At 66.9% G+C, this 16,806-nt stretch carries 15 protein-coding genes and 1 pseudogene; 8 read left to right on the top strand and 8 right to left on the bottom strand.

Going from position 1 to position 16,806, the window contains the following annotated elements:
* Positions 1-31 precede the first annotated feature (31 nt).
* Positions 32-859, bottom strand: a pseudogene (locus ACWDUN_RS19880) (DMT family transporter); the annotation flags it as partial.
* 57 nt (positions 860-916) lie between these two features.
* On the opposite strand from ACWDUN_RS19880, the gene pdxR reads away from it, so the two are divergent.
* Entirely contained in the window at positions 917-2,335 is a 1,419-nt protein-coding gene (gene pdxR, locus ACWDUN_RS19885) for a MocR-like pyridoxine biosynthesis transcription factor PdxR (RefSeq protein WP_449931675.1), read from the top strand.
* A 58-nt stretch (positions 2,336-2,393) separates the two neighbouring features.
* Here pdxR and ACWDUN_RS19890 read toward each other — a convergent pair whose 3' ends face one another.
* Both ACWDUN_RS19890 and ACWDUN_RS19895 read right to left on the bottom strand, forming a co-directional pair.
* Complete coding sequence (locus ACWDUN_RS19890) at positions 2,394-3,284, bottom strand: transposase (RefSeq protein ID WP_449931676.1); 891 nt, start codon at positions 3,282-3,284, stop codon at positions 2,394-2,396.
* 110 nt (positions 3,285-3,394) lie between these two features.
* Positions 3,395-3,610, bottom strand: a complete 216-nt coding sequence (locus ACWDUN_RS19895) for a hypothetical protein (protein ID WP_449931678.1) — start codon at positions 3,608-3,610, stop codon at positions 3,395-3,397.
* Positions 3,611-3,767: 157 nt separating this feature from the next.
* Here ACWDUN_RS19895 and istA point away from each other — a divergent pair, with 157 nt between their 5' ends.
* Positions 3,768-5,030, top strand: coding sequence for an IS21 family transposase (istA, locus tag ACWDUN_RS19900; protein ID WP_449931680.1), 1,263 nt, complete (start codon positions 3,768-3,770; stop codon positions 5,028-5,030).
* Complete coding sequence (gene istB / locus ACWDUN_RS19905) at positions 5,027-5,887, top strand: IS21-like element helper ATPase IstB (protein ID WP_236439312.1); 861 nt, start codon at positions 5,027-5,029, stop codon at positions 5,885-5,887. The genes istA and istB overlap by 4 nt, the downstream gene beginning before the upstream one ends.
* Before the next feature lie 57 nt (positions 5,888-5,944).
* On the opposite strand, the gene ACWDUN_RS19910 is transcribed toward istB, so the two are convergent.
* The gene (locus ACWDUN_RS19910) at positions 5,945-6,502 is read right to left on the bottom strand and encodes a Clp protease N-terminal domain-containing protein (RefSeq protein ID WP_449931684.1); all 558 of its coding nucleotides are present in this window, start codon (positions 6,500-6,502) and stop codon (positions 5,945-5,947) included.
* 4 nt (positions 6,503-6,506) lie between these two features.
* The gene (locus ACWDUN_RS19915) at positions 6,507-6,719 is read right to left on the bottom strand and encodes a helix-turn-helix domain-containing protein (RefSeq protein ID WP_193489532.1); all 213 of its coding nucleotides are present in this window, start codon (positions 6,717-6,719) and stop codon (positions 6,507-6,509) included.
* Positions 6,720-7,055: 336 nt separating this feature from the next.
* On the opposite strand from ACWDUN_RS19915, the gene ACWDUN_RS19920 reads away from it, so the two are divergent.
* A complete protein-coding gene (locus tag ACWDUN_RS19920) occupies positions 7,056-8,543 on the top strand; it encodes a DUF222 domain-containing protein (RefSeq protein ID WP_449931687.1) in 1,488 nt (495 codons plus the stop codon).
* An 8-nt stretch (positions 8,544-8,551) separates the two neighbouring features.
* Here the strand turns inward: ACWDUN_RS19920 and ACWDUN_RS19925 are convergent, their stop codons facing one another.
* Both ACWDUN_RS19925 and ACWDUN_RS19930 read right to left on the bottom strand, forming a co-directional pair.
* The gene (locus ACWDUN_RS19925) at positions 8,552-9,310 is read right to left on the bottom strand and encodes a DeoR/GlpR family DNA-binding transcription regulator (RefSeq protein ID WP_449931689.1); all 759 of its coding nucleotides are present in this window, start codon (positions 9,308-9,310) and stop codon (positions 8,552-8,554) included.
* Between the two features lie 17 nt (positions 9,311-9,327).
* Entirely contained in the window at positions 9,328-11,319 is a 1,992-nt protein-coding gene (locus tag ACWDUN_RS19930) for a PTS mannitol transporter subunit IICBA (RefSeq protein ID WP_449931691.1), read from the bottom strand.
* Between the two features lie 207 nt (positions 11,320-11,526).
* On the opposite strand from ACWDUN_RS19930, the gene ACWDUN_RS19935 reads away from it, so the two are divergent.
* Entirely contained in the window at positions 11,527-12,588 is a 1,062-nt protein-coding gene (locus tag ACWDUN_RS19935; protein ID WP_449931693.1) for a zinc-dependent dehydrogenase, read from the top strand.
* On the opposite strand, the gene ACWDUN_RS19940 is transcribed toward ACWDUN_RS19935, so the two are convergent.
* Positions 12,585-12,935: a hypothetical protein gene (locus ACWDUN_RS19940; protein ID WP_449931695.1), complete on the bottom strand. Its 351-nt coding sequence runs from the start codon at positions 12,933-12,935 to the stop codon at positions 12,585-12,587. The two genes, ACWDUN_RS19935 and ACWDUN_RS19940, sit on opposite strands and share 4 nt — an antisense overlap.
* Positions 12,936-12,983: 48 nt before the next feature.
* On the opposite strand from ACWDUN_RS19940, the gene ACWDUN_RS19945 reads away from it, so the two are divergent.
* The 3 genes from ACWDUN_RS19945 to ACWDUN_RS19955 are packed head-to-tail and all read left to right on the top strand — an operon-like array spanning position 12,984 to position 16,760.
* Positions 12,984-13,922, top strand: a complete 939-nt coding sequence (locus tag ACWDUN_RS19945) for an alpha/beta fold hydrolase (RefSeq protein WP_449931697.1) — start codon at positions 12,984-12,986, stop codon at positions 13,920-13,922.
* Positions 13,922-15,388, top strand: coding sequence for an NAD(P)H-hydrate dehydratase (locus ACWDUN_RS19950; RefSeq protein WP_449931699.1), 1,467 nt, complete (start codon positions 13,922-13,924; stop codon positions 15,386-15,388). The genes ACWDUN_RS19945 and ACWDUN_RS19950 overlap by 1 nt, the downstream gene beginning before the upstream one ends.
* Positions 15,378-16,760 (top strand): glutamate decarboxylase, encoded by a 1,383-nt coding sequence (locus tag ACWDUN_RS19955; protein ID WP_449931701.1) that lies wholly within the window; start codon positions 15,378-15,380, stop codon positions 16,758-16,760. The genes ACWDUN_RS19950 and ACWDUN_RS19955 overlap by 11 nt, the downstream gene beginning before the upstream one ends.
* Positions 16,761-16,806: the final 46 nt, after the last annotated feature.

Genomic DNA, 16,806 nt, shown 5'->3' on the forward strand with positions numbered 1-16,806 from the left:
GACGCGGGCGCAACCCGCCCGCGAGTCCGGCCGCGATCAGCGCGACGCCCACCCACACCGCAGTCCCGGGCGCCGTGCCGGTGACCGGGATGCCGATCAGCGCGGCGGCTACCGGTGCGACGCCTGTCAGCAGACCGGCGCGACCCGCGCCCAGGGCGCCGACGCACGAATACCACAGGATGAAGGCCACCGCGGTGACGCCGATCGCCAGGTACCCGATCGCGGCCAGCTGAGCCAGGGTCAATCCCGTTGCGGCCGAATATCCTTCGAGGCCGAAGGCGAGTATGACGAAGATTGCGGCCGCGATCCAGGTGGTGTGCACCGACACTCCGATCGCGCCGTGGCGGCCCAGCACCGGCACCGCCAGCAGGGTGAAGCCGGCCTCGCAGACGAAGACCGTCAGCGCCCACAACACGCCGATGACGTCGGCACGTCCCAACCCGACGACGGCCGCCGCACCCGCGCTGACGACGACGGCCGCGACAAGGATTCGGACACTGGGGCTTCGCCGCTCCAGGTAGGGGCCCGCCGTCGCCAGCGCCACCGGGACGCAGGCCACGGCCACCGCGAGCACGGCCGGTTCGGCGTGACGCGACCCGTGCACCAGAGCGACGTTGAAAATGACCAACCCGCTGAGCGCGACACCGCCCAGCCACAGCCATTCCGCCCCGCGGGGCCGAGACAACCGCCGCCCGGTACAGCGGGCCCAGCCGATCAGCAGCACGCAGGCCACGACGTAGCGCAGTGCCTGCGCGGTGTGCAGGGGCGCGTCGGCCAGCGCGCCGGACACCGCGACACTGCCCCCGACGAATGTCATTCCTGCTGAACCGGCGAGGGCGGCGCGGAAGTGACTGGACATGCCCTCATGCTGGCGAGAGTATGGACCGGTCAACAGCACCAAGAATGGTGGTTTTTGATGGACCAAATGGGTGCGGACTTCCTGCAGCTCGACCCCGCATCGGCTCCGGCGCGTGGCATCACCGACTGGCTCGTCGACGCGCTGCGCACCGCCGTCGGCGATGGCCGATTGCCTCGCGGGACTCGGCTGCCCCCGACCCGCAACCTCGCTACCGACCTTGCCGTCTCGCGCGGTGTTGTCGTGGAGGCCTACCGCAGGCTGGCGGACGAAGGTCTGGTCACGGGCCGCAGCGGTGGTGGCACCGTCGTCGTCGACGCGCCTGCGCGGGTACCGGTGCCGGATCCACAGCCGGGGGACGCCACCCGATTGCCTCGGCCCCGGCTTGCGCTCGCCGACGGTGTGGACCTTTCGCCGGGTGTGCCCGATCTGTCGGCGTTCCCGCGCGTCATGTGGCTGCGGGCCGAACGATTCGTGCTCACTGAGACGGCACCGGACGAGCTCGGCTACGGCGATCCACGCGGGCATCCCCGTCTGCGAGAGACGTTGTCGCGGTGGCTCACCCGCACGCGAGGTCTGCGTATCAGCGCCGACGACATCATCATCGTCTCCGGCGTCGCGCAGGCGATGGCGCTGTTGGCTCAGCATCTGAACCGGGCGGGTATCACCGATATCGCAGTCGAGGACCCCGGGTCGCGGGGTGCCATCGACGAACTCGCCTACTGGGGGCTGAGAACGGCTCCCGTTCCCGTCGACGGGGACGGGATCATGGTCGATGCGTTGGCGGCCAGCGGGGCCGTGGCGGCGTTCCTGACGCCGGCCCACCAGTTTCCGACGGGTGTCGTGCTCGCGCCGGGTCGTCGGCGGGAACTGCTGGCGTGGGCTGCGCGCGCCGAGTTGGTGATCGAGGACGACTACGACGCCGAGTACCGTTATGACCGCGCACCGGTGCCGGCGCTACACGCGGGCGCACCGGACCGGATCGCCTATGCCGGAAGCACTTCCAAGAGCCTGGCACCGGCGCTGCGACTCGGCTGGCTCGTGGCGCCGCCGCACCGGCGTGCCGATCTGGTGGCGGCCAAGCATGCCAGCGATCTGGGCAGTCCCACGCTGCCGCAGCTGGTGCTGGCCCGGTTGTTGGAGAGTGGGGATTACGACCGGCATGTCCGCGCGGTGCGCGTTCGGCACCGGGCTCGTCGGGATGCGTTGCTGGGTGGGCTGTCTGCCGCGCTGCCCGAGGCCGAGGTGCACGGTGTGGCCGCGGGACTGCATCTGCTGGTGACGTTGGCGGACAACCGGATCGACGATGTCGAGCTCACCGAGCAGCTGCGGGATGCGGGTGTGCTCGTCCAACCGCTGTCGCTGCACCGGCAGCTGCCCGGACCACCGGGGCTGGTCATCGGATATGCTGCCCACCCGCCGGATAGGTTGCGAGCGGCCGCCGGGGTCATCGGTAGAGTGGTTACGGGTCGTGCGTGACGCCGCCGGCTCACGTCTTGCCTGGTCAGCGGCTTGATGCTCCTATTTCAGTTAAGGGTCAAGCGACGTCGATGAGCTGGGTGTTTAGCCATTGGCGGTAGTTGGTTGCGAGGGTGTCGTTCCGTTTGAGGCCGCGTTCGAGGCGGGAGATGGTGTTGGGCCATACGCCGAAGTGGGCGGCGGCTGCGGTCAGGGTGATGTTGTGGGCTTGTCGGGTGGGCCGTAGGTCGCTGTAGTCGTCGATGGGGCATGGTGCGGTGAGGTGTTTGAACATCTCTCGGGCGATGGCACGTTTGAGTAGTCGCAGGATGTCTTTCTTGGATCGGCCGACGGCGAGTTGGCGGGCGACGTATTCGCGGGTACGTGGGTCGTGTGACCAGCGCACCAATGCGATGCGGTGCAGGGCGTTGTTGGCGGCGCGGTCGCCACTGCGGGAGAGTCGGTGGCGGGTTGTCTTCCCGGACGACGCCGGGATCGGAGCGGCACCGGCCAGTCGGGCGAATGCGGCTTCAGAACGCAGTCGGTGTGCGTTGAGGCCGGCGCTGATCAGCAGCTGAGCTGCGGTATCGGGCCCGACGCCGTAGGCGGCGCGCAGAGCGGGATTGAGCCGGCTGGTCAGGGTGTCGATCTCGGAGGTCAGTTCTCGGTCTTGGCGCTCGAGGAATTCGACGCGTTGCGCTAGGGCCTTGCATGCGGTCAGCACCGCGAGGGCGGTGGGATCGTCATGGGATACGGGTCGGCTGCGGGCCAGCGCGTCGATCAGTCGCAGGTTGGTGGTGTAGCGGCGGTAGTGCTCGCGCAACTCGACTGGGGCCGTGATGAGCAGACTCTTGATTTGTTGGATGGCTGCGGTGCGGGCTTTGATGGCGCCGCGGCGGGCGGTCAGCAGTGCTTTGAGGGCGCCGGTGTTCGGATCTTTGGGGACGGCCAGGCCGTGTCCGGCCAGCACCGCGCGGGCGGCGCTGTAGGCATCTAGTGGATCGGATTTTCCTTGGCGCGCCGAGCGGAACGGTCGGGCCGGTTGACCTCGACAACGTGAATTCCTTTGGTGTGCAACGCTTATGTGACTCCTGCACCGTAGCTGGCGGTGCCTTCCACGCCGGCGGCGAACACCTCGCCAAAGCTTCGCGCCCATCCGATCGCGACGTAGTAGCCGGTCGGGGTGGTGGGAAACTCGGCATCACCGAGTGGTTGACCGGTATCGGTGAGTGCGGCCAGGTGAATGGTGTCGAGGTGGGTATCGACGCCGATGACGACTCGACGTGGGGATGTCACGATGGTGGTGTCCTCTCCGTGCAACTGCTTCGTGCGGTGGATGACAACCCGGTAGGGCGGGCAGACAAGACATTGAAGAGGGAACTGTCGCAGCTTCCTGAAAAGTAGACCGCTGAGGGTCCCGCAATGTTGACCCGCCCGGTGGTGTCTTGGAGGGATGATAGCGGTGGAAGACTGGGCAGAGATTCGGCGGTTGCATCGGGCTGAGGGGGTGCCGATCCGGGAGGTTGCCCGCCGGTTGGGTATCGCTCGGAACACGGTTCGCGCCGCTCTGGCCCGCGAGCGGCCGCCGCAGTACGAACGTAGACCTCGCGGCTCGGTAGCCGATGCATTTGAGCCGCAGATCCGGGTGTTGCTGGCCGAGTGGCCAAAGATGCCGGCTCCGGTGATCGCGGAGCGGATCGGTTGGCCGTACTCAGTCTCACCGCTGAAGAAGAAGCTGCAGAAGATCCGACCGGAGTATGTCGGGATCGACCCAGTGGACCGGTTTGTGTACAAACCTGGAGCTATCGCGCAGTGCGACTTATGGTTTCCCGCACGGGCGATCCCGGTTGGCTTGGACCAGGATCGCATACTGCCGGTGTTGGTGATGGTGTCGGGGTTTTCCCGCACGATCGGCGCGGTGATGATCCCGTCGCGCCAAGGCGGCGACATCTTGTCGGGCATGTGGTCGCTGATCTGCGGGTGGGGACGGGTGCCCAAAACCCTGGTTTGGGATCGCGAAGCAGCGATCGGCGGCACAGGTCGGGTCTCCACGGCAGCCTCTGCGTTCGCAGGCACGCTGGCCACCCGGATCCAGCTGGCGCCACCGCGCGACCCGGAGTACAAGGGCATGGTCGAGCGAGCCAACGGCTATCTAGAGACCTCGTTTCTGCCGGGCCGCACCTTCACCTCGCCAGCGGATTTCAATAATCAGCTCGCAGGATGGCTGGTAAGGGCCAACACTCGCACAGTCCGTGCGATCGGGGCGCGTCCAGTCGATAGGTTCGAGACGGACTGCCAGGGGATGCTGGCGCTGCCACCGATGGTGCCGCCAATCGGGCTCACCCATCGCATCCGGCTCTCACGTGACTACTACGTGCGCGTCGATGCAGTGGATTATTCAGTCGACCCCCGGGTGATCGGTCGGTTCGTTGACGTTAGCGCCTCCTTGGAGGAGGTAACGGTCCGTTGCGACGGTCAGGTGGTGGCCCGGCACCCGCGGTGCTGGGCCGCTCATGCCACGATCACTGATGAGGCGCACGTTGGGATCGCTGCCGGGATGCGCGATGCCTTGACCGATCAGCGCCGCCGTCGGGCGGCTGTGACACGGCGTCATCACGATGGCCATCGGGTGGCGCTGCGCGCGCTGCCGGACTACGACGCCCTGTTTGGTGTCGATTTCGATTCCGCCCCAACAACAGTGAGGAATAGTTCATGACCCCTGTCGCCAAGTCTGCCAAGCCGCGGACCGTCGACGCCAGTACACCGTTGCCAGCCGATACCCCGCCGCTGGCCTCAGTGCCCGCCGATGGACTGCCGGCGCAGCTGGCCTATCTCACCCGGGTATTGAAGACCCCGACGATCGGACGCTGCTGGGAACCCTTAGCTGAGCAGGCCCGTGACGAGAACTGGTCACATGAAGAGTATCTGGCCGCGATCCTGCAACGCCAGGTCGCTGACCGGGAATCGGCCGGCACCACCATGCGGATCCGAACCGCGCACTTCCCGCAGGTCAAAACGCTGGAGGACTTCAACCTCGATCACCTACCCTCGCTGCGCCGTGATGTGTTGGCTCATTTGGCCACCGGCATGTTCGTGCCCAAAGCTGAGAACGTTGTCCTGCTGGGTCCTCCTGGTATCGGCAAGACGCACTTGGCGATTGGGCTCGGAGTCAAGGCCGCACATGCCGGCTACTCGGTGTTGTTCGACACCGCGAGCAACTGGATCGCCCGCCTCGGGGCCGCCCATCACGGCAACCGGCTGGAGGCCGAGCTCAAAAAGATCCGCCGCTATAAACTGATCATCATCGATGAGGTCGGTTACATCCCATTCGACCAGGACGCAGCGAACCTGTTCTTCCAGCTGATCGCCTCCAGGTACGAGATTGGCTCGATCATGGTGACCTCAAACTTGCCGTTCGGGCGCTGGGGCGAGACCTTCTCCGATGACGTCGTGGCCGCAGCCATGATCGACCGCCTGGTCCACCATGCCGAAGTCTTGACCCTCACCGGGGACTCTTACCGGACCCGCACCCGCCGCGAACTCCTCGGCAAGAACCGAACGAACAACAGCTAGAACCTTGCTCGTGGTTGGCTGACGGCCTGGCCAGATTGGCCTACCGGGTCGGCCTGCCTAGGCGGCACGGTCGAGCAAGGAAATGATGTTGCTGCGCAACACATCTTCACTGACATGGGAGGTGATCAGTGCAGACGCCAACGGATCGCCACCCCGCAGAACCCCTAACAACAGGTGTTCGGAATCAATGGTGGAGTCATGATGGGCGACCGCCTCGCGCAGTGCGAGTTTGAGCGCTTCCTTGGCGGGCTTGCTGAAAGCAGGATTCCCGCGCCGAGATCTGCTACCTGAGTCGCTCACCGCGTCGTCGAACGTTCCCTCACCGAACGCATGATTAATGCGCTCGCGCACACGGTGCAAATCAATTCCGATCGACTTCAATGCGTCGGCATCTGACTCGAATGATGCTCCGCTTGCGTTGGCGCCCAGTTGCTCGCGCACCGAATCGACCGTCATCCCCACCCCAGCAAGCTCATCCAAAAGCTCTCTGCTGGCGCTCTGCACAATCCCGGCCACCAAGTGTTCAGGCCCAATCAGTTTGGCACTGAGGTCTTTTGCTTCTTCCTGGGCCAAAACCACAGCCACACGGGCATGCCGGCCAAAACGTTCAAACATCGTGTCATCTCCTCCGGTTGTACTTCTGATGGACTGCCTGGCGACTAACCCCGAGAGCGTCGGCGATCGCCTGCCAACTCCAACCCTGCGCACGCGCACTGCGAACGTGGATCGCTTCCAGCCGCTCCTGCAGCCGTTGCAGCGCAAGCACCGTACGCAAACCCACCTCCGGGTCCTCACTGGACGCTGCGTCATCGAACGCATCGAGATCAGTCACACTGTCAAGGTAGATTGACGGAATCCGTTTGTCAATCGAGATTGACAGAGGCAATGCTTATCCCGAAGGTGGGTCAATTTCACGAGACCCGGTGGGGGTCAATTTTGAGAAATCGTTGACAGGAACTGCCAGGCTCCTGATTAAGTCATGTCCGCCCTACCAGGGCTGTTGTGGTGCCTGCCCGCACGGCGCTGGTGAGACATATCAAGTGGAAGACAACCCAGTAGGGCGTCAGTCAGACCGTGAGTCATCACCAGCGGCGAACGGGCAGGTCCATCTTCACCCCGGTCCGCGTTATCAGAATCAATGTCACACCCGGCTGGCATAATCGCACGTATGTTCGATGGTCTGGATGTGGGGTCGCATCTCGATGCTGCGCGGGATCTGTTGGCCGCCGAGCGTCGGGCGGTGGCGGGCAAGATCATCGAGGCCGGGAAGTTCGCGGTGGCGCGGATGGCCGAGTTGGGCCATGCCTATGAGGACATGATCGTCGATGACTGGGAGCTGGCTGCCGCGGAACTGGGTGCCGAGCTGGGGATCAGCCGGGGCCGGGCGTGCACCCTGATCACGCAGGGCCGTGACCTGATCACCCGATTGCCGGAGTTTCGTGAGGTCTTCGCCCAGGGCCTGGTGGATCTGCGGGTGCTGCGGGTCATCCTGCACCGCACCGCGCTGATCACCGATCCCGACATCATGGCCGTCCTGGACGCCCAACTGGCTTCGGCCGCGCCGAGCTGGAACTCGCTGTCGGATGAGCGCATCGCCGAACGCATCGACTGGATGATCCTCGATGTTGATCCCGAGGCCGTGCGCCGGGCTCGCGAAGCCCGCCGCCGACGTGGGATCAGCGTCGAGCCGGTCGGTGACGGCCTGGTCGAGATCCACGGTCACGTGGATGCCGCCAAGGGCGCGATCTTCGATCAGCGTCTGGACGCACTGGCCCGCACGGTGTGCCCCGATGATCCGCGCACCCATGCCGAGCGGCGCGCCGACGCCGTCGACGCCCTGGGTGCCGCGAGTATCGCGTGCCTGTGCGGGCGGGCGGACTGCCCGGCCGCAGGTAACGAGGTGCCCACCGGCCAGTTCGTGATTCATGTGATCGCCGAGCAGGGGACCGTCGAGGCCGCGACCACCCAGACCGACGAAACGGTTGCCGAGGAACAGAACGTGGGTGCCGACAGTCGAGGCCCGGCGCCAGATTCCGTCGCACCCACGGAACCCGCCGCGCCGGCCCCGAAGCCACCGCGGCCGGCGCTGATCCCCGGCTACGGCCCGATCACCGCCGAACAGCTGCGCGACCTACTCCCGTATGCGGTCATCCGGCCCGTCGCCGACCCGGCCGACCTGGGCGCCGAGTGCGGCTATCAGCCCTCGCGCACGCTCACCGATTTCGTCGGCTGCCGCGACCTGACGTGCCGCTGGACCGGCTGCAACATCCCGGTGGGGCGTTGCGATATCGACCACACCGACCCGTGGCCCTACGGGCCCACCCATCCGTCGAACACCAAGTTATACTGCCGAATTCACCATCTGCTCAAGACGTTTCACGATTGGCATGATCAGCAGCATCCCGACGGCACCATCACCCTGACCGCCCCCAACGGGCGGGTGTACACCACCAAACCCGAAGGCACGCTGTTCTTCCCCCAATTCGCGGTTCCCACGGCCCAACTGGGCCCGGTCACCCTTCCGCCACCGAGTCCGCACCGCGACCTGGCCGCCCCCAAACGCACCCGCACCCGCGCACAGAACCGCGCCTACCGCATCGCCCACGAACGCGCCCGCAACCGCGCTCACTACGAAGCCAACCCACCGCCGTTCTAAACGTCCCATCAGACGCGAATGACGTGGGGCCCCAGCGTCTCATAGCGGTGCGCCTCGGCCACCGACAACTCGGTGCCGGTGACGATGGTGTCGAAATCCGCGATCTCGGCGAATCGGCAGAAGTGCGTCTCGCCGAACTTGGAATGAGCGGCAACCAGCACCCGCCGGGAGGCCACGCGCACCGCGGTCTGCTTGACGGCGGCCACCGCCGGATCCGGCGTGGTGATGCCGTGCTCGGTCGAGATACCGTTCGTGCCCAGGTAAGCCAGATCGATCACCAACCCGCGCAACCGGTCCAGTGCCCATTCGTCGACACAGGCCAGCGTCCGCCCGCGCATCCTGCCGCCCAGCAGCAGCACCGTCACCGTCTCGCTGTGCGCCAACGCCTCGGCGGCCAGCAGCGACGCCGTGACCACCGTGAGCCGCTCGTTGGCCAGCAACTGCGCGATCAACCGCGGTGTGAAACCCTCATCCAGATAGACGGTTTCGGCACCGTGCAGCTGATCGACGGCGGCCCCCGCGATCCGGTGCTTCTGGTCCAGATCGACCTGACTGCGGAACTCCAGGCCGGACTCGAACGCCGCCGTCTCCAACGGCACCGCCCCGCCGTGCACCCGCTTGAGCAGCCGCCGACCCGCAAGGACCTTCAGGTCGCGACGGATGGTCTCCGTCGCGACCTGAAGTTCTGAGGCCAGTGCCGGGACCTCGACCCGCCCGCGGCTACGGGCGAACTCGACGATCTGGCGCTGACGGGTGTCCGAATCCACCGTCACATTCTGACCGGTTACTCATCGCCCGCCGTCAGCACGGCCCGGATCTCCTCGGCGGTGGTCGCCGTGCGCAGCTTGGCCACCTGCTCCTTGTCGAGGAAGACGTGCGCGATCTTGGTCAGCAGCGCCATGTGGTCGTTGCCGGCCCCGGCGATACCCACCACGAACTCCGCGGGCTTACCGTTCCAGTCGATGGGCTCGGGGTAGCGCACGAACGAGATGCCGGTCTTGCGGATCGCGGTCTTGGCGTCATTGGTGCCGTGCGGAATGGCCAGCCCGTTGCCCATATAGGTCGACACAGACTTCTCCCGCTCGTGCATGGCGCCGACGTAGCTCGGCTCGACGGCGCCTGCGGCGACCAGCAGCGAACCGGCCTCGTCGATGGCCTGCGCCGCCGTGCTTCCGTTGCCGTTCAGCACGATCGAGGACAGTGGCAGCACCGCGTCACCGGCGGAGCCGGGCAAGTCCGCGGCCGGCGCAGGCGATTCCTCGACCGGTGCCGCTGCCGCACCGCCGTTGGTCCGGCGCAGCATGTCGACGATCTCGTCATAGGCCGGGGTGCTCATGAAGTCGTCGACCGAGACATGCACGGCGGAGCCGGTTCTCAATCGGGCCCGGTCGGTCAGGTCGCGGTGGGTGACCACCAGGCCGTAGGTGTCGGTGAGGTTGGCGATGGACTGGTTGGTCACCTTGACATCACCGAAGCCGGCGGCGTTGACCTTCTTGCGCAGCACCGAGGCGCCCATGGCCGAGGAGCCCATGCCGGCATCGCAGGCGAACACGATGTTGGAGATTCGCCCGCCACCGGTCAGCATGCCGGACACGCTGGACTTCTTGCCCTTCATGGATTCCATCGACGCGGTCGCCGCGGCCAGGTCGCCCTCGTCGGTCGCCTTGTCGGTCTTCAACAGGAAGGCGGCCACCAGGAACGACACCGCGGCGGCGCCGAACACCGACAGCGTCACGCCGAGGAAGCTGCCGCTGGCGGTCTGCGCGTAGACAGCGATGATCGAACCCGGTGCGGCGGGTGCACGCAGGCCGGAACCGAACAGCACGTTGATGAACACGCCCGTCATCCCGCCGAGGATGGTGGCGATGATCAGCTTCGGCTTCATCAGCACGTACGGGAAGTAGATCTCGTGGATGCCGCCGAAGAACTGGATGATGGCCGCGCCGGGGGCAGAAGCCCGGGCCGCGCCGCGCCCGAAGAACATGAACGCCAGCAGAAGTCCGAGCCCGGGGCCGGGGTTGGCCTCCAGCAGGAACAGGATGGACTTGCCGGTCTCCAGCGCCTGCGTGGTGCCCAGCGGGGTCAGCACACCATGGTTGATGGCGTTGTTGAGGAACAGCACCTTGGCGGGCTCGATGAGGATCGAGGTGAGCGGCAACAGGTTGTTCTCGACCAGGAAGTCGACGGCGTTGCCGGCGGCGGTGGTGAAACCGGACACGATGGGTCCGATGCCGAAAAACCCGAAGATGGCCAGCAGCATGCCCAGGATGCCCGCGGAGAAGTTGTCGACCAGCATCTCGAAGCCGGGCCGGATCTTGCCTTCCCACAAGGCATCGAGCTTCTTCATGCACCAGCCGCCCAGCGGCCCCATGATCATGGCGCCCATGAACATCGGGACCTCGGCGCCGGCGATGACACCCATGGTGGCGATGGCGCCGACCACCGCGCCGCGGTTGCCGTGCACCATGCGGCCGCCGGTGTAGCCGATCAGCAGCGGCAGCAGATAGGTGATCATCGGCCCGACGATCCCGGCCCCGTCGTAGGCGCCCCAGCCGCCGATCTTGGCGACCCAACCATCCGGGTCGCGCAGGCCGGCGAAGATGGCCTGCAGCCAGCCCTGCTCGATGAACAAAGCGGTGATCAGGCCCCAGGCGATGAACGCGCCGATATTGGGCATGACCATGTTCGACAGCGCCGTGCCCAGTTTCTGCACGCGCACCCGTGCGCCGGTCCGCGGGGCGGCTGGCGCGTCGGCTGATGCATTTGCGAGGGACATCCGTTGACCTCCGGTTTCCGTGCATTTCCGAGCCGGCCGCTTGGGTGACGCCGGTCACATGCACATCTAGTAATACGCATACCCGGGCAGAAAATCAAGGGATATGGGCAAAAATGGGCAGTCAATTCTGTGGTTTTATGACCGTATTGGCGTTAGGCTGCCAACCAGCAGATCCCTGGGAACGGCCGACTACCGAAAGGACCGCGCATGTTAGCCCTGCGTTTCTACGCCCCCGAGGACGTCCGACTCGAGGATGTGCCCGAGCCCGATTGCGGCCCCGACGAGGTGAAGCTGCGGGTGCGCAACTGCTCCACCTGCGGCACCGACGTCAAGATCTTCCACAACGGGCACCAGAACCTCACCCCGCCGCGCACCATCGGCCACGAGATCGCCGGTGAGATCGTCGAGGTCGGCGCCGAGGTCAACTCCACCTACGGCAGTTCGTGGGCGGTCGGTGACCGGGTCCAGGTCATCGCGGCCGTCCCGTGCGGTGAGTGCCACGAATGCCGCAAGGGCTGGATGGCGGTGTGCCAGAACCAGACTTCGATGGGCTACCAGTACGACGGCGGCTTCGCCGAGTACATGATCGTCCCCAGGCAGGTGCTCAAAGTCGATGGGCTGAACCGGATCCCGGACAACGTCGGCTTCGATGAGGCCTCGGCGGCCGAACCGTTCGCCTGCGCCATCAACGCCCAGGAACTGCTCGGTATCGAAGAGGGCGACACCGTCGTGGTGTTCGGCGCCGGCCCCATCGGCTGCATGCATATCCGCATTGCCCGCGGTGTGCACAAGTGCGGGCCCATCTACCTCGTCGACGTCAACGATGCCCGGCTCAAGATGTCGGCCGACGCGGTCAATCCCGACGGTGTCATCAACGCCGCCGAGGTCGACGTCGTCGAGAAGGTCATGGAACTGACCGGGGGGCGCGGCGCCGATATCGTCATCACCGCGACGGCGGCCAATATCGCCCAGGAGCAGGCCATCGCGATGGCCGCCCGCAACGGCCGCATCTCGTTCTTCGGTGGTCTGCCCAAGACCAACCCGACCATCACCTGCGATTCCAATATCGTGCACTACCGCCAGCTGCACATCCACGGTGCCAACGGTTCGGCACCCGAGCACAACAAGCGTGCGCTGGAGTACATCTCGAGCGGTCAGGTTCCGGTCAAGGACCTCATCACCCGGCACATCCCGCTGAACAACGTCCTCGACGCGTTCGAGATCGTCAAGAACGGCGAGGCCATCAAGGTGACGGTCGAACCCGGTTAACCGCCGACCGCCACCAGGTAGCCGCCGATTCCGGCCACACACGCCAGGGCGCAGACCGCCATCGTGCCGAGCGCGAACGGCCATGCCCTCGACCGGCGGACCAGTCGCACGATGGTCACCGTCGTGCCCGCCAGCCACAGCAGGACGGCAACACCGAACCCGGTGAACATCGCGCTCACGCCGGCGTCGATATTGCACGTGGCCGGCGGGCAGTGGTCGGTGAACGCCATGAAGAAGATCCCGAAGAAGCCGGCCACCGCGCCGCCGACCACCGTCAGGACGAGCGCGGTGACCGACACCGCGACGTCGATCCCCGAGACGGGTGGCCTGGTCGTCGCGAGACTCATGGCGAATGATCGTAAGGCCTGGTCAACGCGGCGGCTACCCTCGAAGGCGTGGACCTCCGCGAACCCGATGTCAACATCGCGGCCCGGTCCGCGCGGGGCGCACTCGGCGCCTTCGTCGGCGCAGCCGCCTACGAGCGCTTCCTGAGTGCCTACCGGGACGGGATGGCTCGGCTTTCGCCTTTCGAATTATTCGATGTGCCAACGCCATTCGGCACCGTGCGGGCCTATCGGTTCGACGGGCCCGGCACCGGCGCGCCGATCGTGCTGTTGCCCGGCCGCAATGCCAGCACCCCGATGTACGGGACCAACCTGGGTCCGCTGCTGGCGCACCGGCGGGTGTACAGCATCGACCTGCTGGGGGAGGCCGGTCTGTCGGTGCAACACCGGACGATCAACGACGCGGCCGATCAGGCGCACTGGCTCGACGAAACACTGGCCGGTCTGGGCCTGGACCGTGCCCATCTGCTCGGCGCGTCGATCGGCGGCTGGACGGCGGTCAACTGCGCGGTTCACCGACCGCACCGGATCGCTTCGCTGACGCTGCTGGACCCGGTGCAGACCTTCACCCGGGTGAAGGTCGCGCCACTGCTGGCGTCGGTCATCATGCTGGCCCCGAAGATGCCGCGGGCGTGGCGCCGTGGCGTCATGAGCTGGATATCGGGTGGTGCCGATATCGACGAGGCAGGCCCGGTGGCCACCCTGATCGAAGCCGGCTCAACGGATTTCGTGGTGCGCACCCCGGCACCGAAACTGTTCACCGACGACCAGTTGGGGTCGTTACCCATGCCGGTGCTGGCGCTGCTGGCCGGGCGCAGCGTCATGCTCGACGCGGAACGCGCCGCCGAACGTGCCCGCAGGTTGCTGACGCGCGGTCAGATCGAAGTCTGGCCGCAGGCATCGCATGCCATCAACGGCGAATACCCCACCGAGATCGCCGAACGACTGGGTAACCTGTTGGCGCGCGGCCACGAGGAGAACGGGAGCTGATGCGGCACTACTACACCGCTGACGCGATTCGTGCCGCCGAGGCCCCGCTGCTGGCGTCGCTGCCGGACGGCGTGCTGATGCGCCGCGCCGCCCACGGGCTGGCCACCGCGATCGCGACCGAGCTGCGCCGCCGCACCGGCGGGGTGAACGGCCGCGCGGTGTGTGCGGTGGTCGGATCCGGGGACAACGGCGGTGACGCGCTCTGGGCGGCGACCTTCCTGCGGCGCCGCGGCGTGCAGGCCACGGCGGTCCTGCTCGATCCGGACCGCACCCATGCCGCGGGTCTGGCGGCCTTCCGCAGGTCCGGTGGCCGACTGGTCCAGACCATTCCGACCGCAACGGATCTGGTCATCGACGGCGTCGTCGGCATCTCCGGGCGAGGGCCGCTGCGCCCACCCGCGGCGGCGGTCTTCGCCGACAACCGCGCGCCGGTCGTCGCCGTCGACCTGCCCAGCGGTATCGATCCGCACACCGGGGTGGCCGACGGCCCGCATGTGCAGGCAGACCTCACCGTCACCTTCGGCGGGCTCAAACCCGTACACGCCCTGGCCGATTGCGGTCGCGTCGAACTCGTCGACATCGGACTGGACCTGCCTGCCACCGACGTCCGCGGGCTGGAGTCCGGTGATGTCGCGCAGCGCTGGCCGATCCCGGGCCGACACGATGACAAGTACACCCAGGGCGTCACCGGCATCCTGGCAGGCTCGGCGACCTATCCCGGTGCGGCGATCCTGAGCACCGGCGCCGCGGTCGCGGCAACCTCCGGCATGGTGCGCTACGCCGGCACCGCCAAGCACGATGTCGTCAACCACTGGCCGGAGGTGGTCGCCACCGATGATGTCGAATCGGCCGGACGGGTACAGGCCTGGGTCGTCGGTCCCGGCCTGGGCACCGACGAAACCGCCGCGGCGGCACTGCGATTCGTGCTGTCGAGCGAGGTTCCGGTGATTGTCGACGCCGACGGCCTGACGCTGCTGGCGGCCGAACCCGACCTGGTGGCCGGGCGGTCGGCACCCACTGTCGTGACCCCGCACGCGGGGGAGTACCAGCGGCTCGCCGGTGCCGAGGTCGGGTCCGACCGGGTCAGGGCGGCCCGTACCCTGGCCGAAACCCTCGGTGCGACGGTGTTGCTGAAGGGCAATGTCACCGTGATCGCATCTCCAAGGGCGAGCGCAGCGACGGGGGATCAGGGCGGCGCCACGTATCTGAACCCCGCCGGCCAGTCCTGGGCCGCGACCGCCGGATCCGGCGATCTGCTGTCGGGCATCATCGGATCGCTGCTGGCCGCCGGTCGCCCGCCGGCCGAGGCCGCGGCGATGGCGGCGTTCGTGCACGCCCGCGCCGCCGCCCTGGCCGCCGCCGATCCCGGCCCGCACCCCGCCCCGACGTCGGCGGGAGGAATCCTCGCCCACCTGCGCACCGCCATCGCCGAGCTGAGCCGAAAGGGATCACCACATGAGCCGTAAGCACAAGTCGCACGGACCGCACATCGCGCCCGCCTACACGAGCCGGCTGTCCACGGACCCCGTCCCCGCGCTGCGGCTGCCCGGCGAGTCGATGGACCCGCAGGCCGCCTACCGCTACATCCACGACGAGCTCATGCTCGACGGCAGCTCCCGGCTCAACCTCGCGACCTTCGTGACCACCTGGATGGACCCCGAGGCCGAGAAGCTGATGGCCGAAACCTTCGACAAGAACATGATCGACAAGGACGAATACCCGGCCACCGCCGCCATCGAGGCGCGCTGCGTGGCGATGGTGGCCGACCTGTTCCACGCCGAGGACCTGCGCGACGACGATCCCAGTACGGCGATCGGGGTGTCGACGGTCGGGTCCAGCGAGGCCGTCATGCTGGCCGGGCTGGCCATGAAGTGGCGGTGGCGCGACAGAGTCGGGGAGTGGAAGGGCCGTACCCCCAATTTGGTGATGGGTTCCAACGTCCAGGTGGTGTGGGAGAAGTTCTGCCGCTATTTCGACGTCGAGCCGCGCTATCTGCCGATGGCGCAGGGGCGCTACGTCATCACCCCCGAGCAGGTGATCGATGCCGTCGACGAGGACACCATCGGCGTGGTCGGCATCCTGGGCACCACCTACACCGGCGAGTTGGAACCGATCGCCGAGATCTGCGCCGCACTGGACGGGCTCGCGGCCGACGGCGGTGTCGATGTACCGGTGCACGTCGACGCGGCCAGCGGCGGATTCGTGGTGCCGTTCCTGCACCCCGACCTGATCTGGGACTTCCGGTTGCCGCGGGTGGTATCCATCAACGTCAGCGGCCACAAATACGGGCTCACCTACCCGGGCATCGGCTTCGTGGTGTGGCGCAACGCCGAACACCTGCCCGAGGACCTGGTATTCCGGGTCAACTACCTCGGCGGCGACATGCCGACCTTCACGCTGAACTTCTCCCGGCCGGGCAACCAGGTGGTGGGCCAGTACTACAACTTCCTGCGCCTGGGCCGGGCCGGATACTCGCAGGTCATGCACTGCCTGTCCGATACCGCTCGGTGGTTGGGCGACCAACTGCGCGACAGTGAGCACTTCGAGCTCATCACCGACGGTTCGGCCATCCCGGTGGTCAGCTACCGCCTGAAGGGCGAGCGCGGCTACACCGAATTCGACGTCTCCCAGGCGCTGCGCGCCTACGGCTGGCAAGTGCCTGCCTACACGATGCCCGAGGGCGCCGAGGACGTGACGGTGCTGCGCGTGGTGGTCCGGGAGGGCTTCTCGGCGGATCTGGCCCGCGCCTTGAAGGACGACACGATCACCGTCCTCAAGCAGCTCGACCAGCTGAAACCGGGTGGCCAGTTCGACACGGTGCAGCCGTTCGCGCACTGATCGGGCGCTCGTCGCCAGAGGAGCCGGTCGACGGCATGACAAAATC

It is taken from the genome of Mycobacterium sp. NPDC003323, from assembly GCF_053589535.1.